The following is a 19,623-nucleotide window of genomic DNA, read 5'->3' on the forward strand; positions in this document are numbered from 1 at the left end:
ACTACAAACTAAAAAAATACTTAAAAATCTTAAATCAATTAATCTATATTAAAGTAAAATTTTAATAGAATCCCAAAATAAAAATTTATGGAGATATATTTGTTTGATTCAATAACAGGTTCAATACGTGGCATAGTAAATAAAATAAGACATCAAGATGATGTTACATCATTAAGTCGTGCGATATCTGAATTAAAAAAAGCATTTTTAAAAGCTGATGTTCATCATAAAACTACAAAAGAACTATTGAATGCAATTGAAATTGGTACAAAAAATATAGGAATTGGACAAGATAATTTTATAAAAGTTCTAAAAGAAGAACTTACAAAAACTTTAACTGCAAATGGAAATCAAGGTTTTGTATTTTCTTCAACTCCTCCAACTGTTGTTTTGATGACAGGACTTCAAGGAAGTGGAAAAACAACAACGACTGGTAAATTAGCAAATTATTTAAAAACAAGAAAGAAAAAAGTTTTAGTTGCCGCTTGTGATTTACAAAGACTTGCAGCAGTTGAGCAGCTAAAACAAATAGCAGCTTCTATTGAAGTTGATATATATTTTGATGAGGGCGAAAAAAATCCTATAAAAATTGCTTTTGCAGCAAAAGAAAAAGCTATAAAAGAGCATTATGATGTACTTTTGATAGATACAGCTGGACGATTGGCAATAGATGAAGAGCTAATGGAACAGTTAAAAGATATTAAAAATGCCATAAATCCAAATGAGATTTTTTATGTAGCAGACTCTTTAACAGGACATGATGCAACTAAAACTGCAACAACATTTAAAGAAAAAATAGGAATAGATGGAGTTATTTTATCAAAATACGATGGAGATACAAAGGGTGGAGTAGCACTTAGTATTGCTTCTCAAGTTGAAGTTCCTTTAAGGTTCATTGGTATTGGTGAAAAAATGCCAGATTTGGAAGTATTTATTCCAGATAGAATTGTATCAAGACTTTTAGGGCTTGGTGATATTGATGGACTTGCTGAAAAAACATCAGCAATTATTGATGAAAAAAAAGCAAAAGAAGTTACTAAAAAAATAAAAAAAGGTGAGTTTAACTTTAATGACTTTTTAGAGCAACTTCAAATGATGAGTAAACTTGGAAGTTTAAAATCAATTATAGGAATGATACCTGGGCTTTCTTCTATGGCTCCAGCACTAAAAGATATGGATTTTGAAAATTCAAAAGAGATTATAAGAATAAAAGCACTTATTTCTTCAATGACTTCAAAAGAGAGGGAAAATCCTGATCTTTTAAATCCAAGCAGAAAAAAAAGAATTTCTTTAGGTTCAGGACTTAGTGAAGTTCAAGTAAATAAAATATTGAAACAATTTAAAAATGCTTCAAAAATGGCAAAACAGTTATCAAGTAAAGGTGGAATGAAAGGTTTACAAAATATGCTCTCTCAAGTTGGAGCAAATGGAATGCCTAAAATTCCAAGATAAAAATATTAAATAGTATTGAGTTGTGAACTTGTTTTGAGTTCAGAATTCAATACTATAAATTTAAAAAAGGAAATAAAATGACAGTAATTAGATTAACAAGAATGGGAAGAAACAAAAAACCATTTTATAGAATAGTTGTAACTGATTCAAGAAAAAGAAGAGATTCAGGATGGATTGAATCAATTGGTTACTTTAATCCAGTTGTTGAACCAAAAGTTCTTAAAATTGATGAAGAAAGATATAACTATTGGTTAAGTGTTGGTGCAAAACCATCTGAAAAAGTTAAAAAATTAGCTTCTAAATAATTATATTGAAATAACATGATTACAAATTTCATAGAAAATTATGCAAAATTAGTTGTAGCTGTTCCAGAAGATGTCGTTGTTTCTAAAGAACAAATAGATGAACATTTTGCCGAGATTACAATAAATGTTAATAGTGTTGATATTGGAAAACTTATTGGTAAAAATGGTAATATGATAAATGCTTTAAAAACTATTGCAAATGGTTGTAAAGCAAAAGATGGAATATCTTATAAAATACAAGTAGTTACAAAGTAATATATGAATAATAGTATTTATGTTGCAAAATTAGGGAAAGCAGTTGGCTTACAAGGTCATTTAAGACTTTTTATTGACTCTGATTTTCCTGAACAGTTTAAAAAAGGTGCAGTTTTTACTACAAATAAAAAAGTTTTATTAAAAGTTTTAGAGTATAACCCAAGTAGAGAACTTATTAGGTTTGAAGATTATTTGGATATGGATACTGCAAAGAAACTTACGAATAGTGAACTTTTTACATCTATTGAAAATACAAAAGAATCTTGTAAATTAAAAGAAAATGAACATTTCTGGTTTGATTTAATCTCTTGTGAAATTTTTGAAAATGATTTGAAATTGGGAATAGTAAAAGATATGCACAGATTTCCTTTAAATGATTATTTAGAAGTTTCTACTGATATTGAACTTATAAATAAAAATTTACCAAAAACATTTTTAATACCTCATATTTTTGATAGTTTCATTGAAAAAATAGATATTGAACAAAAAAAGATTTTTGTTAAGAATTCATTTGAAATATTAGAAAATTCTTAATTTCTAGTATTTACATCTCTTATTAAATTCTTCTTCTAACATTTCTAAAGAATAAGCTTCTTTAAACCCCTCACTTAAGAGTTTTGTAAGTAGTTCATCTCTTATATTATCATCTAAAAAAGGTCCATAGTATAGTTCTATGTGATTTTCATTGTCTCTGCATAATAAAATATTAGTATTAACATTTACAGCTTTGTCTAAGTATTTTTTATTTAAATTGCCTTTAAGCTTTGCTACATTTATTAGTTTTATAAAATCCGACTTTTCGATAACTGATACTTCTTTTTGACTATTATCTATAATAACAGATTTATTTTCTTCTTTTTCTTCTTTTTTTACAATAAGTTCATTTTGTTGTTTATGTTTTTCTTGTATATCTTGAGTAAGTTCATTTGTTTGTTCTTTGTTATTTACAATAGCTTCATATTTTTTTTCTTCTTCATCATCTTTATTGATTATAGAATTTTCATTTTTTACAGGTTCTTCAATTTTGTTTAATTCTTCAATTTTTTGAATCTCCATATTTTTATTTGTCAAAAGTGCTAATTGTTCATTTAACTTTTCAGGTTCTAAATTGTTAAAATCAAATTTAAAGTCTTTTTGCTCAGGAGTTGCAATTGTTTCTATAGGAATATTTTCATTTGTATTTGGAATATTTTCAACAGTTTTTTTATCAGCAGAATCTTTAAATAAAAGAATAACAACTAAAATAATTAAGAATAGAGATAAAACAGCTATAGATATAATTAAAACTTTTTTTATAAGAGCTGATTTACTTTTTTTTATTTGCTCATTGTTTTCAGTATCTACATTCTCGGTACTATTTTCAGAAGTTGTATTAGTTGTTTCCATCTTGTTGTTCTTTTAATCTCTTCTCTTTAATTTTTTCATAATATTTTTGCCTATATTCTCTTAATTCTTCTTTTTTCTTTTCTCTGTATTCTCTATCATATTCTAGTCTTTTTTCTCTATTTTGCTCATAATACTCTTTTTTGAGTTCTTTATAAGCATTTATCTTTGATTTAATAGATTCTTGACGACTATCCATATATATTTTTTGGTTTTTTGCAATTTCCTTAATTTTTGCAAAAAAATTCTCTTCTTTTAGCTCATCTTCATAGTCTATCTCTTTTTTGAGTTTACTTTTTAGATAATAAGCTTTCTTCTTTTGTTTATGTTTTGCAAAATTGCTTTCGCGTTTTTTTCTTAGTTCATCAAAATTCATAATAAATTAGAATTAATTTTTCAACCTATTTACTACATCAAGCATATTATCAGCAGTCGTAATTGCTTTTGAATTTGCTTCGTATGCTCTTTGTGCTGTAATTAAATCAACCATTTCATTTACAAGTTTTACGTTTGAACTTTCGATCATTCTTTGTCTTAATCCACCAAATTGTGCTGTTGAAGGGTTTCCTTCAACAACAGCACCACTTGCTTCACTTTGCATAAATAAAGAGTCACCTAAAGGAGTTAACCCAGCAGGATTAATGAAATCTGCTAGAACAATTTGTCCTAATTCTATTGTATCACCAGTTTGAGGATTTTTTGCTGATAAGAAACCATCATTTCCAACACTGAAATCTTTATATTCTTGTGGGATTACAATTTCAGGTTCAAGTGGATATCCATTCCCATTTACTATAGTCCCTTCATCATTTAATTTAAAGTTACCATTTCTTGAGTAAGCTATTTCACCACTTGGTAGTGTAATTTGGAAAAAACCTTTCCCTGATATAGCTATGTCAAAATCATTACCTGTTGTCTTATAATCACCTTGGGTAAAATTTTTCTGAATGTTTGCTAGTCTTACTCCAAGTCCAGCATCAATTCCTGTAGGGTTCATTGTATCTTGAGTTGTCTGTCCTGCTGTATAATTTAAAGATTCATAAATTAAATCTTGGAATTCAGCTCTATCTTGTTTAAATCCAGTTGTATTAACATTGGCAATATTGTTTGAAGTAACATCAATTTGATGTTGCATTGCATTCATACCAGTTGCTGCTGTATAAAGTCCTCTAATCATAGAATTCTCCTTGATTATCAATTGTATTTAATTATATTTTAATAAGAATTAAACTTTGATAAAAGTCTCGAAATTTTACAAAAATAATTTTAAGTAAATATTTAAAACAAATTTAATATAATGCATATTTTATTGAAATAATTTAAACATAAAGAGGGAAATATGAGAATTCTAATAGTTGATGATAGCTCAACAATGAGAAGAATTATCGGGAATGTAGTTATGCAATTAGGATTTAATAAAGAGAGTTTTGATGAAGCTGAAGATGGATTAAAAGCTTGGAAGTTGTTGACTGAAGGGCATTATGATGTGATTTTGACAGACTGGAATATGCCAAATATGAATGGTTTAGAACTTGTTAAAAAAGTAAGAAGTGAAGGAACACATCAAAAAACTCCAATCATTATGATTACAACTGAGGGTGGAAAAAGTGAAGTAATTACTGCTTTAAAAGCAGGAGTTAATAACTATATAGTTAAGCCTTTTAATGCAGAAGTTTTAAAAGAAAAATTAGATGGTGTTCTGAAAAAATAAATTAAGGGGTTATTATGAGTATGAGTCAAGAAGATATCGAAGCCTTAATGAATGGTTTAGATATTCCAGCTGATGATAGTACAGATGTTTCTAAAGAAGAACCAAAAGACGATGAGAAAATAAATACAAAAGAGATAGAAGAACTATTATCTCAAGTTGAGAATCAAGATAATGAAAGTATTCCTGTATCAAGTGAAAAAAAGATAAATGAGATAGAAACCCTTTTAAATGATATTGATGAAAAATCTATTGATGAGCAAGTACAAGAAGTTACTAAAATTAAAAGTAATGAAGTAGAAGATGATAAAGTAAAAGATGAAATTGTTAAAGAGTGGTCATCTTCAAAAATAAATGAAGGTGTTTTCCCTTTTCCTGCAGAAAATGATACAAAAGTTGTTAGCCAGTTAAGCCAAGTTGCAAATGACTCTGAAGAGAAAGTATCTCAAATATTTGATGTATTAAGTTTGACTTTAGACAATAATGGTGACTTAAGAAAAAAGATAAAAGAGTATGAAGAATTTAGTCTTTCTCAAGAAAAACTTCTCAATTCATTAGCTAGTAAATTCCCAAATATAAATGTATTTCAACAACAATTAGGAAAAGTAAAAGAGTTTGAAAACTCTTTAAAAGGGTTACGTTCTATGTTAGACGATGAAGATATGCATATTTTTCAAGGTATGGAATTGATGCAATTCAATGATATAAATAGACAAAAAATTGAAAGAGTTATGTCTGTGATTAGAAAATTATCTATTTACTTAAATAATCTTTTCGAAGAGGACAATCCAAAAGAAATACCTATGGCTAGACATATTCATGGTGATAGAGATACAGAGGATTTGGTTGGAGATGATTTAGATAAATTAATAGCAGAATTTAGTAATTAAAGGAGATTAGTATGAATCAAGGAGTTTATCCATTAGCTGCATCTATGATTAATCAAATCAATAGATTAGATCAAATAAGTAATAATCTTGCAAATGTTGATACTCTAGGATTTAAACAAGAAGGAACAGCTGAAACATCATTTAATTGGTACTTACAAAGAATGCAAAATGAATACAAAACTCCTTTGGTTGAATCTGTTGTTACAAATACTATTCCTAAAATTGATACAAGATATATAAATCCACAAATGGGACCTGTGTTGATGACAGGTAATGAATTAGATTTTGCATTAAATGACAATGAAACTTTTTTTAAAATACAAAATCAAAATGGGGATATTGTATACACTAGAGATGGTGCTTTCAAAAATCTTGATGGATTTTTGGTTGATGGAAATGGAAATAATGTTTTAAATGCTGATAATGGAGCTATAGAAGTTGAAGAAGGTTTTGAGTTACAAATTGGAGTTGTTCAAACACCTTTTACAAATCTTGAAAAAGTTGGAGATAATACATATAAAGCAATTAATGAAGAAGAAATTGTAAACTTTGAAATTAATGATAATAGAATTTTAAGAGGATCTGTTGAGCAATCTAATGTTAATAGAGTTAGTACAATGGTTGAGTTAATAGATGCTCATAGAAGATTTGAACAATCTCAAAAAGCTATTAAAACTATAGATGAGTTAAATGCAGGATTGATAGAAAAAATCGGAGGTAATACTAGATAATGCAAGCAAGCGAAGTATCGAATAAACTTTTTGAACAGTTAAATTTTAGAGGCGAGAGACAAAAAGTAATATCTAGTAATATTGCAAATGTAAATACACCAAAATATAAAACAAAAGATTTAATATTTGATGAAGAGTTAAAAGAACAAAATATTTTAAGTTTAAAAAGAACAACATCAAATCATATGTATAATATTGACTATAAAGGATTGAGTAATCCAAGATTGGTTCAAGTTCCAAATTTAGTTGAGCAAAATGATGGAAATAATGTAAATTTAGATAGTCAAATGAGTGAGCAATCAAAAAATAAAATTATTTTTGATGCTATACAATCTTCAATAAAAAGAGATTCAAGATTATTCAGATCTGTTATTGATGCTTCTGGTAAAAGTTAATTAAGGGTTTAGATGGAACAACTTTTAAAGTTTATAAATAATCTAAATAAAGCACAAAGAATTGCAATTGTAGGTGGGTTTGCAGTATTAGTACTTTTAATAGCAGGCTTCTTGATATATAGTAGTGTTAAAGCTGAAGATAAAAAATTGAGTTATACGATTGCTTCAAATCTTACACAAGCTGATGTTATGAGAGCAACAGAAGAACTTGAAAATGCTGGAATACAATTTGTAGTAACAGGAAGTGGAAATAATCTTACTTTAAAAACTTCAAAAGAGTTTATAAATATTGCTAAAATAAAACTTGTGACTAGTGAAGCTTCTACAAATAAACATGTTGGTTGGGAGATATTTGAAAAATCATCTTTAGGTACAACGAATTTTGAAAATAAAGTTAAGTATTTAAGAGCATTAGAAGGAGAGCTTAGCAAAACATTAGAATCATTATCTGGAGTTTTGAAAGCTAGTGTGAAAATTGCTATTCCAAAAGAAACAATTTTTACTGAAAAGAGAAGTGATACAACAGCATCGGCTGTTATTACTTTAAAACAAGGTATTTTCCTAACTCAAAAGCAAGTTGATGGTATAAAAAACTTTATTTCATCAGCTGTCCCTGATTTGAAAATTGAAAATATACAATTAATAGATCAAGATGGAAATCTTTTAGAAGTATCAGCTGATGAGATGAATACTCAAAAATCAACTATCCAAACAAAATTTAAGGATAAAGTTGAAGAAGATTATGAACAAAAAATTATAAGTTTATTGGAACCTGTTGTTGGTGTTGGAAGGGTTGTTGCTAAAGTAAATGTAACTTTAGATTTTGTTAGAAAAGATATAGAAGAGGAGATTTATAGCCCAGAAGGAAGTATAAGATCTCAACAAGTTATAGAAAATACTAACAATGCACAAGGATTACCTGTAGATGTTGGTGGAGTAGCAGGAGTGGATAATAATATACAACCGCCACAATTGGCAGTTGATAATAATAAATTATTACAAAATAGTGAAAGTTCAAATACGGTTACTAACTATGAAATATCAAGAAAGTTGATATCTCAAAGAGATGGAAATTTTACAAATATTAGAAGAATTACAGCTTCTGTTACATTTGATTCAAGTGTTTTACAAGATCATCCTGATAGAGCAGGTTTTTTAGCTTCTTTAGAATCTCTAGCTTCTGATGCAATAGGTTATGATAAAGCAAGAGGAGATACAATCACTGTTAGAGATTTTAAATTTGTTGGCATTAAAAATTATAATGAGAATGGTGAATTACTTGATGAAAATGGTAATGTAATAAGCTCAAATAGTAGTTATTTAGGAGCTATGAGTGTTAAATCTATCCTTGAAGAGTATAAAGATTATATTCAATACTTAATCGTTGGATTACTTCTTTTTATTTTTTATAAAAAATTTATTGCAAGTAGTGATATGGTTATACTAGGGGAAGGTAAAAAACAAGAAATATTTGTTGATGATGAGGATTTAGTAAAAGATATGTTAGCTGGTCTTGATGATGAATTAGACCAAAATACTGCTCAGGGAAGATTAAAGTCAAAAGTTAAAAGTCAAATTTTAAATAATATTGATGGATTAGATGAAGAATCAGCTGCTAAATATGAAGTCTTTATAGAAGAATTAGATAGAGAGATAAATAGTAATCCAGCTGATATTGCTAGAATGATAGAGTTGCTTTTAAGTGAAGGCAATGTTAATTTTAAATAAGGTTGATTTATGGCAACAGATGCTTATAGTGATATTGATATATTAAAAGGTATGTCTATGATAGAAAAAGTCGCAAGATTTTTTGTATTAATAGGTGAAGATTCTACTGTTAAAATATTTCAATATCTTGATAAACAGTATGTTGAACAAATTTCAACGGCTATTACTCAAATTCAATCGATAAATAAAGATGTATCTTTAGCAATATTAGAAGAATTTCACTTGTACACAAGAACTAAAGGATTTATTAGTTCAGGTGGATATGATTTTGCTAAAGAAATTTTATATAAATCTATAGGGCAAGAAGCTGCTGATGAAGTTTTAGAAAAACTTTCAAGAATGAAATTGGCAAATCAAGCTTTCTCATACTTGGATGGAGTTAATCCAAAACAATTAAGTGATTTTATAAAAGATGAATCTCCTCATACTATAGCTGTTATTTTAGCACATATGGATCCATCAAAATCGGCTGATGTTTTAATGGAATTAGATGAAGAAATAAGAGTAAAAGTTAGTATTCAAATAGCTACTATAAAAGATGTTTCTCCTGATGTTGTAAGAACAATTTCAGCTGTTTTAGAGAGAAAATTAGAGTCTTTATTATCTTCTATTGTTGATGTTGGTGGAGTTAAAGTTGTTGCTGATATGCTCAACAAAATGGGACCAAAAGCTATTGATATCCTAAAAAATATAAATGGTATAGATACGGCATTAGCTGCAAGAATTAAAGATAATATGTTTGTATTTGAAGATTTATTAAATTTAGATACAGAGTATATTATGAAAATCATTCAAGGTGTTGAATCAGCAGATGTAGCTGTTGCTATGAAAAATGCAACAGATGAGCAAATTGAAAAGGTTACAAGTGCAATGTCTCAAAGGGTTAAAGAGAGATTTTTTGAAGAGAGTGAAATGCTTACAAAAGTTAAGATTAAGGATATTGAAGCTGCTCAAAGAAGAATGCTTGCTATTGCACAAAAGTTAATGGATGATGGAGTTATAGAAAGAGAGAATAATTAATGGCTGAAAATGTATATTCAAGTGCAAAAGTTGTAAAAGGCGATGGTGATATACAAAAATTTGAATTATCTAGTTTTAATAAACGCAACTCAAAATTACATAAAGATGAAGCACAACATTTTGTAGAGCTAAAAATCGATGAAACTGAAGATAATCATATACAAAATTTTTCAGAGGAAAAAGATGTTAAAAATGAGCCTGTTAATATTGTAGATAATACTCAAGTTTTAGAAAAAATAGAGCCGATATTTTTAGAGTTTGAAAAGCTTACACAAAAAATAGAACAAATATCACAAAAAGTTACAATGATAGAGCAAGATGCTATAACAAAAGGTAAAGATTTGGATGAACAAGTTGTTAAGGCTATAAAAGATTTAAAGCAATATGCAACTTTTTTTGAACAGGCAACTTTTCAACTGGAGAGTAAACTTTTAAAAACATCAATTTCTATTGCACAAAAAATTATAAACATTGAAGTTGGTGAGAATTCTACAAAAATAGCTAAACAAACCATACAGCAACTATTATTAAAGCTTAAAAATGCTTCAAAAGTTAAAATTCATCTTAATCCAAAAGATTATCATATTTTAAAAAAAGATTTAGAGCTAGAACCATTTATTGAACTTTTTGAAGATGCAAATGTTGTGGCTGGTGGAGTTGTAATTGCTAGTGATTTAGGAAATTATGATGGAAGTATTGAAACAAAAGTAGCTTCAATGCTTGAATCTTTAGATTTAGTAATATAATATAGATTTTATGTTACAATATACTAAATAATATTAAAAAGTATTAAATATGGAAATTAGTGAAAGAGTTTATGATTTATTAGTTGATACAGAAATTGTAGTTGATGTTATGCTTGGTAGTACAAGTATATCTGTTGGTGAATTTTTGAAATTAACAGAAGGGGATATAATCTCTTTGCATAAACCAGCAGGTTCTGGTGGTGAAATTTATGTAAATTCAAGGATTATAGGAACTGGAGATATAATCGTAATTGATGAAAAACTAGCAGTTAGAGTACAAGATGCTATGGACTCAGATAATGTTGTTAGGTATTTCTTTGATGAAAATATGATATAAGGAGTTTAAAATGGCAGATAGTTTAACAGTAAGTAGTAGTACAGATACTTATGGTAATCAGTACACTCAAAGTGTAAGTAATGATCAGTTAACAACAAATGATTTCTTAAAGCTTATGATTGAAGAACTTAAGTTGCAAGATCCAACAAAGCCTATGGATTCAGCAAAAATGCTTTCTACTCAAATGCAAATGAGTACATTGAATGCAAATCAAGAAATGATAAAAGCTTTACAATCTATACAAACGGCTTTTAACCAATCTTCTTTATCAACAGCAACAGGAGTTATTGGACATAAGGTTGAAAATGGCTCAACTTATGATGATGGAACATCTAAGCAATTTGCAGTAACTTCTATTGAGATGCAAGATGGAGAAGTTATAGTTGTTGGAAGAGAATACAAATATTCTATTTATGAAATAGCTATAAAAGAAGGTGAAGGTGATGATGCAAAATATAAAGCTGTTGCTTATGATTCAAATGGAAATATTCTTGATGATAAAGGTGAGAAAACTGGTAAAACAGTAGTTTTAGAAAGTATTGGAAAACCAAAAGTTCAAGATGGAAAAATGATAATAAAAGATGAAGATGGAAAAGAGATAAAAGATCATAGTTACTTATTTACAGGAACTACATATCCACAATATGCTGATGAAGATATCAAATTTCCATTTTCTTCGATTACAAAAATTGCATAATAAGGACTTATTATGATAGGTGCAATGTGGAAAGGAATGTCTGGTATCTACCAACAAGATAGAGGAATAGCTGTTGAGTCAAATAATCTGGCAAATTCTAGTACAGTTGGACATAAGAAAGACCAAATAACTTTTGCTGATTTATTATATACAAATGGTGGAATGGGACATGGTGTAGGAAGCCAAAGTGTTTCAAAACAGTTTCAACAAGGACAAATTGTTGGAACTGGTGTAGGAATAGATGTTGCACTCGAAGGTAAAGGATTTATGGTAGTAAGAAGTAGAGAAAATCCAGATGAGATTTTTTATACTAGAGCTGGAAATTTGGTACAAGCAAAGGATGGATTTTTAGTAAATCAAGATGATTATAAAATGCAAGGATTAGTTCCACAAAGTAGACTAACAAGTTCTACGAATCCTGCTGATACTATGTTTACTGATGAATTTGCAAGAAATATAGTTTCTACAAATATAAGTAACAGTTTGGGTAGAATATTTAATATCAATGCAAAAACAACTGATTATGCATCTTCTGCAAAAAATGATGATATTGCACAAAAAGGTGATAACTATAAATCATCACAATCTAAAATAAATGATGTTGATGCTTTAAGAGAAGATTATATCAATAAGTTAAAAGAGTATCAACTTACTCCAAATGTTCCTGAAATATCTTCTCAAGCTCAAAAATCTCAGGTTGATTTTTCTTCAAAAATATCATCACTTACATCTGAAGATAATAAATTATCTATTACCGTAGGAAACAAAACTTTTAGTGTAGAGTTTGACCATGATGGAAATATCAATCAAGATGAGATGGAAAAACTATATAACTTTTTAGATGATAGTGGAAGAGAAAAATATGGTTTGATAGATCCATCATCAATTCCGACACAAGATGATATAGATAATATGCCTATAACAACTCCAGAAGAAATACAAGCAAAAGCTGATAGACAATCTTTAAGAGATAATTCTATAAATGCATATTCAAGTGCAAAAAGCTTAGTAAAAGCTATGCAAGATTTATCAGATAAAATTTCAGCATATGCTGGATATTCTTCGAGTGCAAAAAGTGGAACACTTGAAATAGAAGGTTTAATTCAAGGAAAAGAGTTTAAAATAAGTGAAGTAGAGTTAAATAATGAAAAAATAAATTCTACAAATATACAAGAAGCTATTAAAGGCTCTGGAATGGCTATGATTGATAGTGCTAAAGAAGCTTTAAAACAAGCTGTTGAAAAAGCAGATGCAAAATATTTAGAAATAACTAATGTTTTAGATTATGCTGATTTGAATACTATTGGTATGACAGATTTAAATGTAAGATTAGATGTTTTAGGACTTGCTGATAAAGATGTAGCTGATGTTGAAATATCAGATGATGGATTTATTTTTGTAAAAAGTGGAGATAATAAATTTTTAGTTGGAAGATTAAGTACAGCTTCTTTTAGAAATGAACAAGGTTTAAATCCTGCTGGTGGAAATTTGTATTCTCAAACTGATTTATCTGGAAATCCTTTTAATGCTGATACTATGAATACAATAAAAGGAAAATCACTCGAAAGAGCAAATGTTGATTATGGTACAACACTTACACAAATTATGGTTTATCAAAAAGCATTTGAAGCAAATTCAAAATCTATTACAACTTCAGATGAATTTTTACAAACAGCAATAGGATTGATAAAATAGTATGATCTTTTGCTCATACTTTTGTACAAAATTTTGTATAAAAGTATGAACATTTATGTTCATTTACCTTAATAAAAAGGATACGATATGATAGGTGCATTATGGACTGGAATATCAGGATTAGCTTCACATCAAACAGCTTTAGACAATGAGTCAAATAACATAGCGAATGTTAATACTGTTGGATATAAGTCAGGAAGAGTTTCTTTTGCAGATCAAGTTTACCAAAATAGCATTGGTAAAGGATCATTTGTACAAGATGCAGAAAAGATCTTTGAAACAGGAGCTTTTAAAGTTACAGGAGTTCCTTATGATGTAGCACTTCAAGGTGATGGATTTTTTACTGTTGTAAATAAAAATACTTTAGGAACAGCAGAAACTTTTTATACAAGAGCTGGAAATTTTAGAATGGGAGAAAGTGGTACACTTCAAACAGCAGATGGTTTCGAAGTACAAGGTTGGGCTATGAGTTCAATTGACACTAAAAATGATGTAAAAAGCACAAATCACAATGTAAATAGATTTACAGATGATTTTACGCAAGCTATGGGAAGTCGTATAATTAGACATGCTGATTATATAGAAACAATAGCGGCAAAAGCTACAAACTACAACGAAACAGCACAATCAGATTCTCAATCAATTTTTACTGGGGCTGGATATAAAACAAAAGCTTCTAAACTAAAAGATATAGAATTAGCACAAAAACATTATGAAGAGATGTTGCAAAAATATAAGGATGATCCAAATCAACCTTCTGCGGGTTCTACTACTCAAGTATCTCAAATAAACTTTAAAACAGGAGTTCCTCCAGATTCAGTTTTAGGTAAAGAAGGAGATAAACTTTTAGTAGTTATAAATGGAACTAATTATAACATAAACTATCAGGTAACAAAAACAACTCCTGATTGGAGAGCTGAACTTTGGGATTCTCTTCCAACAACTCCTGTTGATGAAAGAGATTTATATGATTTGGAAAATCCTGCTTTAATAGAAGCTATGCCAACAGCAACAGAAGCAGAAAGAGCTGCAAAAGATGCTGAGATTGCAAAATACGATAGACTAGCAGGTAGAATAAATACATACAAAGCTATGGCTGATGAGATATCTAATTCTTCAAGAGGTGGAATGGTAGCTTATATGGCTAAAGATAGATTAAATCCAACAAGTGATGTTCTTGATCCAAATGGTTTATATGATGAAAGTACAAGTCTTGCTGATATGTTAAGGGGAGTTATCCAAATAAAAAGTTTAGTTCCAGGACAGGAGTTTAAAATAACAGAAATTTCTGAAACATCAACTGGAAATACTGGATCAACTATAAAAGGTAGCTTCCAAACAACAGCAGAAGCTGTTCAAGGTTCTGGAAAAGCAGCTATTGACTCAGCTCAAGATGCTTTGGCAAGATTAGTATCAGGTAAACAACAAAGTGTTTATACAACACAAGATTTATATGGAGCATTAGGAAGTGCTACTAGAGAGTATGAATTTAGTATGACTATATATGATAAAGATTTAGATATGATTATCCCTGTGCCAAATGATGGAGGAACACCACCACAAGCTATTACAATACCAAGTAATGCTGTTCCACCATCTACATTAACAGGAAATGATTTAAACGATATTGTAGATGCGATAAATAATTCTAGAACAGCTTCTGGAGCACAAATAGGAGATTATTTAGTTGCAAAAATTGTTAATGGAAATTTAGTTTTAGAAACAAATGATAACAATTTCGATGTAGAGTTTGATGCGAAACTTACATATACTGATACTGGATCTGTTCCACCTGTAACAACTCCAACTTTAATTGAGGTAAATCAAGATTATTCTGGTAGAAAAGGTGCAGGGGCTGAATTTATGGAAATAGTTACAAGAGTTGATCAATCAGCAAATCAAAGTAGTCTTCAATTAAGATTAGATGCTCTAAATATCTCTGATAATAAATTTGGTGAATTTAGTGTAGATAGTACAGGACTTATCACGATAAAAGAGGGTGGAGTTGAGTATGCTGTAGGTCAATTATCAATTGCAAGATTTACAAATAATAGAGGACTTGAAGCAGTTGGAGGAAATAACTTCCAAAAAACTCAAGAATCTGGAAGTGCAATATATAGTATAAATAACAATAATACTGATGGAGTAAAAGGGCAAGCTTTAGAGTTGAGTAAAGCAGATTTAAGTGAAAGCTTAGTAAACTTAATGGTATTTCAAAGAGCTTTTGAAGCAAATGCAAAGTCTATTACAACTTCAGATGAGTTATTAAGTACTCTTATCAACTTAAAAAGATAATATTCTAAATAGAGTAAGATTCTTTCTTACTCTATTTCAACATAGGAAAAATTTTGGATTTTATAATATCAACAGTATTGGCTATTTTATTACTATACTTTATATCAAGTACAAATGCTTATAAAGTTATGTATAAGAAGATAAAAGAAGAAAAAGAGATTATAGATGAAGAGGTTTTAAAACTTGAAGCACTCATTCAAAGATATGAAAAACAAGTAAAAATAGGGACTAACAGTCTAAAAAATAATCAAGAAAATCTTCAAGTTGCACGAGATGACTTACAAGCCTTAAGATTGGAAAATATCACTTTAAAAAATAAAATAAATGACTTACAAAAACGAAATGAAGAGTTGTTTGCTCAAGTTAATGCAATTATTTAGGAATATTTTGAAAAAGTTTGTATATAAAATAGCGATAATTTTTTTTCTTACAAATGTTATTTTATATGCAAACAATATAATAGAGTCTCAACCACAAGTGATTTTTGAATTACAAAAACTTGAAAATTCAAATGAAAATTTGGAAATTCAAGTTGATTTTAACAAAGCTGTTTTACTTTTTAAGAAAAATGAATATGAAGATGCTCTAAAACTATTTCAAAAAACTTCACAATTTTTTGAAGTACCATCTTTACTTAATATAGGAATAATTTATTATAAACAAAATAAAATAGATGAAGCTATTTCTACTTTTAATAAAATTTATTCAAAAAAAACAAATCTTATAAATCAACCATACTCTTTTATATCATCTTGTTATTATTTGTTTGATATAACAAAAGATGATAAATATATGTTAGATTTAGTAACAATTTTCCAAAATAGTAATAAATTAAGTGAATATAGTGAATTAATCACTGGGATAAAAGATGCAATATTAAAAGAGTTAGCAAATAGGTATTTATATATAAAAGATTATGAAAATGCACTTGCAGCTTTAAATGCTATGAGTTATTCTCTTGATTTGAAAAAAGCTATGATATATATAAAACTAAATAACTTTGCACGAGCTTCTGTAATTTTAAAAAAATTAAGAGAAGAAGAAAAAGATAGAGATTTACTAGATAAAATCTTGTGGATATCTACTTATGCTAGTTTAAAACAAAATAGGTTTGAAGATACACAAGAGATCTTGGATTTGATTAATGAAAGAAAAGGTTTTAAAGTAAATACTCAAATGCCATTTGAGATATTTTTTAATAAAGATTTATATTCTACTAAAGATTATTTAAAATCTGTTTTGAAGTTTGATGAAGATAGAAAATTAGATTTTATTTACTATTTTGCACCATTTGTCTTTTCTGATTCAAAGGAGATAATATATGATTCTGTAAAAGGTTTTATATATGGACAAGATAGTAGTGTAGAAAATCTTGAGAGTATGGTTGATTATAATACAAAATTTGTTAATTTAGTAAAACAAGACCCTATCTTAAGAGTAAATGAATTAAAAAAACTTACAAATAGTGATTCAAAAGCATATATATATTATAACTTGGCTTTAGCTTATGCTCAAATAAATGATTATTCAAATGCCCATATAAACTTTGAAAAAGCATATAAGCTAAGTCCTGGAAATAGACTTTATGCTATTATGCTTTTTATAACGGCGAATTCTTTAAATATAAATATAGATGAAAAACAAAAAGCTTCTATTGATAAATCAATAAGAGATGGAGGCGGTTTATATAGCTATTTTGCAAAAGAGATATATAAATTATTTATAAATAGTAGTTACAATGTTATAGAATCTTCAACTTTATATCAAGGAACAGTTTTTTATAAAGCTATAGATTTTTTAAAAAGTATGTATGATAATAAACCTTTAGCAAATCATCCACTACTTGAAGAGTATGAAAAGGATAGTTTTATATATCTTTTAAGACTTGTTCAACAACAAAAAGATGAAGATGATTATACTTATTTTGCTAGATTACAAGATAATATACCTTTAAAATATAATAATAATTTTATAGATAGTTCATTGATTACTTCAAAATATTATATAGATGTTTTAAAAGCTTTAGGGATTTTTACGAGAGCAGATTTTAAAATAGATGGAAATAATAATCCTTTATATCTTTTAACAACAGCCTATAGTGATTTATATTTAGGAAAATCTCAAATATCAATAGAAACATTAAAAAGATTAAAAGAAGAATTTTCATATGAAAATAGATTTACTATGTATCTTACTGTTGCTTCATTTTTAGAAAGTAAGCGTCCAGAAGATGCATCGATTCAAATATCACTTATTAAAGCTTTTTATAAAGATACAGATACTGATTTTTTGACTGCAATACAGTTGATTCAAAATATGAATATAAGTAGTGCTAAACAGTTTTTAGAAAATAGGTACAATAATCCATATATTGATTTTAGAATTATTAGGTTTGATGAACTAATGCTTTTTTTATAGTAGTATTTAAATTTTTTTGTTATAATAGTTTAAATTCTTACAAAGGAGTCTATTATGGAAATAGGTAGAGTTGCTCAAATAGATAATTCGAAAGAAAACTATGATATAAAAGCAAAGCAAGTAAGTACAGTTGAAGAGAAAATGAAAACTATTCAAGAAGAAGAGTATAAAAAGAATGCTTCAAAAGATCCTATGACTGAACTAAATGAGGTTATTTTAGATAATGTTCAGTTTGGATATAACAAAAAATCAAGAGATTTTTTCGTAAAAGTGACTAGAGGAGAAGCTGAATATAAGTATCCAACAGAAGATATGATGAAGGTAAAAGCATATTTACTAGAAGAGTTTGAAAGAAACAATAAAATTTAATTAAAAGGTACGTAATTGGCATCTGATTTATCAAATATATTTAAGAATGAATTGGCAAATACTTTAGAACAATTATTAGGTAAAAAAGCTAAAATAGCTGAAACAAAAAAATATGAAGATGATATAGATTCATCTTTTATTGAGTGTGACGCAAAGTTTGAATTAAAAGGTATTTCGACTGGAATTACGTTTTATATACCAAATAAAAGTTCTATAAAATTTGAGTATTTGATACTTGGCGGAATGGGTGATTTAGTAAAAGAGAATATTGATGATGAAACAATAGATGCTGTAAATGAGATTGTTTCAAATATATGTGGTAGTTTTTGTACTGCAGCAAATGCTCAAGGTTTCCCTGATGTAGTTGGTATGAAATCAGAAATTAAAAGTTCAAAAAAAGTTGATAAGAATGTGCTTGATAGCAAAAAAGAGAGTTTTGTTTTTAAATCACTTTTAGATGAAGATGAAGCACCCTTAGTAATATATTTTGATAAGTTGTTTTTACCATTTTTTTCTAGTATAACTGGAGTTGAAGAAGATATAAAACCTCAAGTTGTTACAGCACCACCACCTTCTCCTCAAATACCTGTAATATCTAATAATAGTGTTAGTGTTTCAAATCCATCTAAAAATTTAGAGCTTTTGTATAATGTTAGATTAAAGTTAAGTGTAAGACTAGGAACAAAAATTGTTTTATTAAAAGATATTTTAAGATGGGATGTTGGAGAAATTATTGAACTCGAACAAATGGTTAATGAACCTTTAGAATTACTTATCAATGGTGTAAAAATAGGTGAAGGTGAAGCTGTTATAGTTGAAGGTAAATTTGGTTTAAAAATCAAAAGAATAGTAAATGAAGATTTGAAAATTGATAAAATAGGATTGTAAAAATGGAAATTAACAGTAGTAATTTATACAATAAAGATATTTTACAAACAAATAAGTTTGATAATGTAACTAATGATAGTGTATCTAAAATGGAAGATGAAAAGTTAAGGGAAGTTAGTAATAATTTTGAAGCATTTTTTTTGCAACAAATTTTGGAAACATCTTTAAAAACTACTAGTATCGCTGGAGAAGGAACAGGAAGTGATGTCATCAAAGGTATGTATCTACAATCTATTGCAGATAGTTCTAGTGGAACTTTTGGAATTAGTGATATGTTATACAAATTTTTATCTGAAAACAATAACAAATAG

23 protein-coding genes are annotated in these 19,623 nt (G+C 28.0%); 20 read left to right on the forward strand and 3 right to left on the reverse strand.

Annotation, left to right across the window (positions count from 1 at the left end):
* Positions 1-99: 99 nt before the first annotated feature.
* From ffh to rimM, 4 genes are all read left to right on the forward strand, one after another.
* A complete protein-coding gene (gene ffh, locus CRU91_RS02035; RefSeq protein ID WP_113892893.1) occupies positions 100-1,452 on the forward strand; it encodes a signal recognition particle protein in 1,353 nt (450 codons plus the stop codon).
* A 77-nt stretch (positions 1,453-1,529) separates the two neighbouring features.
* Positions 1,530-1,757, forward strand: a complete 228-nt coding sequence (gene rpsP / locus CRU91_RS02040) for a 30S ribosomal protein S16 (RefSeq protein ID WP_004511333.1) — start codon at positions 1,530-1,532, stop codon at positions 1,755-1,757.
* 15 nt (positions 1,758-1,772) lie between these two features.
* Positions 1,773-2,012 carry a KH domain-containing protein gene (locus tag CRU91_RS02045; protein WP_113892895.1) on the forward strand — a complete coding sequence of 80 codons (240 nt, stop codon included), beginning with the start codon at positions 1,773-1,775 and terminating at the stop codon, positions 2,010-2,012.
* Positions 2,013-2,015: 3 nt separating this feature from the next.
* Positions 2,016-2,546, forward strand: coding sequence for a ribosome maturation factor RimM (rimM, locus tag CRU91_RS02050; protein WP_113892897.1), 531 nt, complete (start codon positions 2,016-2,018; stop codon positions 2,544-2,546).
* Between the two features lie 3 nt (positions 2,547-2,549).
* On the opposite strand, the gene CRU91_RS02055 is transcribed toward rimM, so the two are convergent.
* From CRU91_RS02055 to flgG, 3 genes are read right to left on the reverse strand one after another with little or no spacing between them, the layout of a single operon-like run.
* Entirely contained in the window at positions 2,550-3,398 is an 849-nt protein-coding gene (locus CRU91_RS02055; RefSeq protein ID WP_113892899.1) for a hypothetical protein, read from the reverse strand.
* Positions 3,385-3,771 (reverse strand): hypothetical protein, encoded by a 387-nt coding sequence (locus CRU91_RS02060; protein WP_113892901.1) that lies wholly within the window; start codon positions 3,769-3,771, stop codon positions 3,385-3,387. The genes CRU91_RS02055 and CRU91_RS02060 overlap by 14 nt, the downstream gene beginning before the upstream one ends.
* A 12-nt stretch (positions 3,772-3,783) precedes the next feature.
* Positions 3,784-4,572: a flagellar basal-body rod protein FlgG gene (gene flgG, locus CRU91_RS02065; protein ID WP_113892903.1), complete on the reverse strand. Its 789-nt coding sequence runs from the start codon at positions 4,570-4,572 to the stop codon at positions 3,784-3,786.
* Between the two features lie 162 nt (positions 4,573-4,734).
* On the opposite strand from flgG, the gene CRU91_RS02070 reads away from it, so the two are divergent.
* The 16 genes from CRU91_RS02070 (at position 4,735) to CRU91_RS02145 (ending at position 19,623) form a co-directional block, all read left to right on the forward strand.
* Positions 4,735-5,106, forward strand: coding sequence for a response regulator (locus CRU91_RS02070; protein ID WP_026803956.1), 372 nt, complete (start codon positions 4,735-4,737; stop codon positions 5,104-5,106).
* 14 nt (positions 5,107-5,120) lie between these two features.
* Positions 5,121-5,993: a hypothetical protein gene (locus CRU91_RS02075; protein ID WP_113892906.1), complete on the forward strand. Its 873-nt coding sequence runs from the start codon at positions 5,121-5,123 to the stop codon at positions 5,991-5,993.
* 11 nt (positions 5,994-6,004) lie between these two features.
* Positions 6,005-6,724, forward strand: a complete 720-nt coding sequence (locus CRU91_RS02080) for a flagellar hook-basal body protein (RefSeq protein WP_113892908.1) — start codon at positions 6,005-6,007, stop codon at positions 6,722-6,724.
* On the forward strand, positions 6,724-7,119 hold the full coding sequence (gene flgB, locus CRU91_RS02085; protein WP_113892910.1) for a flagellar basal body rod protein FlgB: 396 nt from the start codon (positions 6,724-6,726) through the stop codon (positions 7,117-7,119). The genes CRU91_RS02080 and flgB overlap by 1 nt, the downstream gene beginning before the upstream one ends.
* A gap of 12 nt (positions 7,120-7,131) precedes the next feature.
* Positions 7,132-8,847, forward strand: a complete 1,716-nt coding sequence (gene fliF, locus CRU91_RS02090; RefSeq protein WP_113892912.1) for a flagellar basal-body MS-ring/collar protein FliF — start codon at positions 7,132-7,134, stop codon at positions 8,845-8,847.
* 9 nt (positions 8,848-8,856) lie between these two features.
* Positions 8,857-9,867 (forward strand): flagellar motor switch protein FliG, encoded by a 1,011-nt coding sequence (gene fliG / locus CRU91_RS02095; RefSeq protein ID WP_113892914.1) that lies wholly within the window; start codon positions 8,857-8,859, stop codon positions 9,865-9,867.
* Entirely contained in the window at positions 9,867-10,613 is a 747-nt protein-coding gene (locus CRU91_RS02100) for a FliH/SctL family protein (RefSeq protein WP_113892916.1), read from the forward strand. The genes fliG and CRU91_RS02100 overlap by 1 nt, the downstream gene beginning before the upstream one ends.
* Before the next feature lie 49 nt (positions 10,614-10,662).
* Positions 10,663-10,950: a FliM/FliN family flagellar motor switch protein gene (locus CRU91_RS02105; RefSeq protein WP_113892917.1), complete on the forward strand. Its 288-nt coding sequence runs from the start codon at positions 10,663-10,665 to the stop codon at positions 10,948-10,950.
* A 10-nt stretch (positions 10,951-10,960) separates the two neighbouring features.
* Positions 10,961-11,647, forward strand: coding sequence for a flagellar hook assembly protein FlgD (locus CRU91_RS02110; RefSeq protein WP_113892919.1), 687 nt, complete (start codon positions 10,961-10,963; stop codon positions 11,645-11,647).
* 12 nt (positions 11,648-11,659) lie between these two features.
* Positions 11,660-13,342, forward strand: a complete 1,683-nt coding sequence (locus tag CRU91_RS02115) for a flagellar hook-basal body complex protein (protein WP_113892921.1) — start codon at positions 11,660-11,662, stop codon at positions 13,340-13,342.
* Between the two features lie 87 nt (positions 13,343-13,429).
* Entirely contained in the window at positions 13,430-15,637 is a 2,208-nt protein-coding gene (locus tag CRU91_RS02120) for a flagellar hook-basal body complex protein (RefSeq protein ID WP_113892923.1), read from the forward strand.
* A 53-nt stretch (positions 15,638-15,690) separates the two neighbouring features.
* Positions 15,691-16,017, forward strand: a complete 327-nt coding sequence (locus tag CRU91_RS02125; protein ID WP_113892925.1) for a hypothetical protein — start codon at positions 15,691-15,693, stop codon at positions 16,015-16,017.
* 7 nt (positions 16,018-16,024) lie between these two features.
* Positions 16,025-18,055: a tetratricopeptide repeat protein gene (locus tag CRU91_RS02130; protein WP_235826923.1), complete on the forward strand. Its 2,031-nt coding sequence runs from the start codon at positions 16,025-16,027 to the stop codon at positions 18,053-18,055.
* A 54-nt stretch (positions 18,056-18,109) separates the two neighbouring features.
* Positions 18,110-18,424: a flagellin gene (locus tag CRU91_RS02135; RefSeq protein WP_113892929.1), complete on the forward strand. Its 315-nt coding sequence runs from the start codon at positions 18,110-18,112 to the stop codon at positions 18,422-18,424.
* A gap of 15 nt (positions 18,425-18,439) precedes the next feature.
* Positions 18,440-19,312: a FliM/FliN family flagellar motor switch protein gene (locus tag CRU91_RS02140; protein WP_113892931.1), complete on the forward strand. Its 873-nt coding sequence runs from the start codon at positions 18,440-18,442 to the stop codon at positions 19,310-19,312.
* 2 nt (positions 19,313-19,314) lie between these two features.
* A complete protein-coding gene (locus CRU91_RS02145) occupies positions 19,315-19,623 on the forward strand; it encodes a rod-binding protein (protein WP_113892933.1) in 309 nt (102 codons plus the stop codon).

Source organism: Aliarcobacter vitoriensis, assembly GCF_003316695.1.
GTDB classification, from domain to species: domain Bacteria; phylum Campylobacterota; class Campylobacteria; order Campylobacterales; family Arcobacteraceae; genus Aliarcobacter; species Aliarcobacter vitoriensis.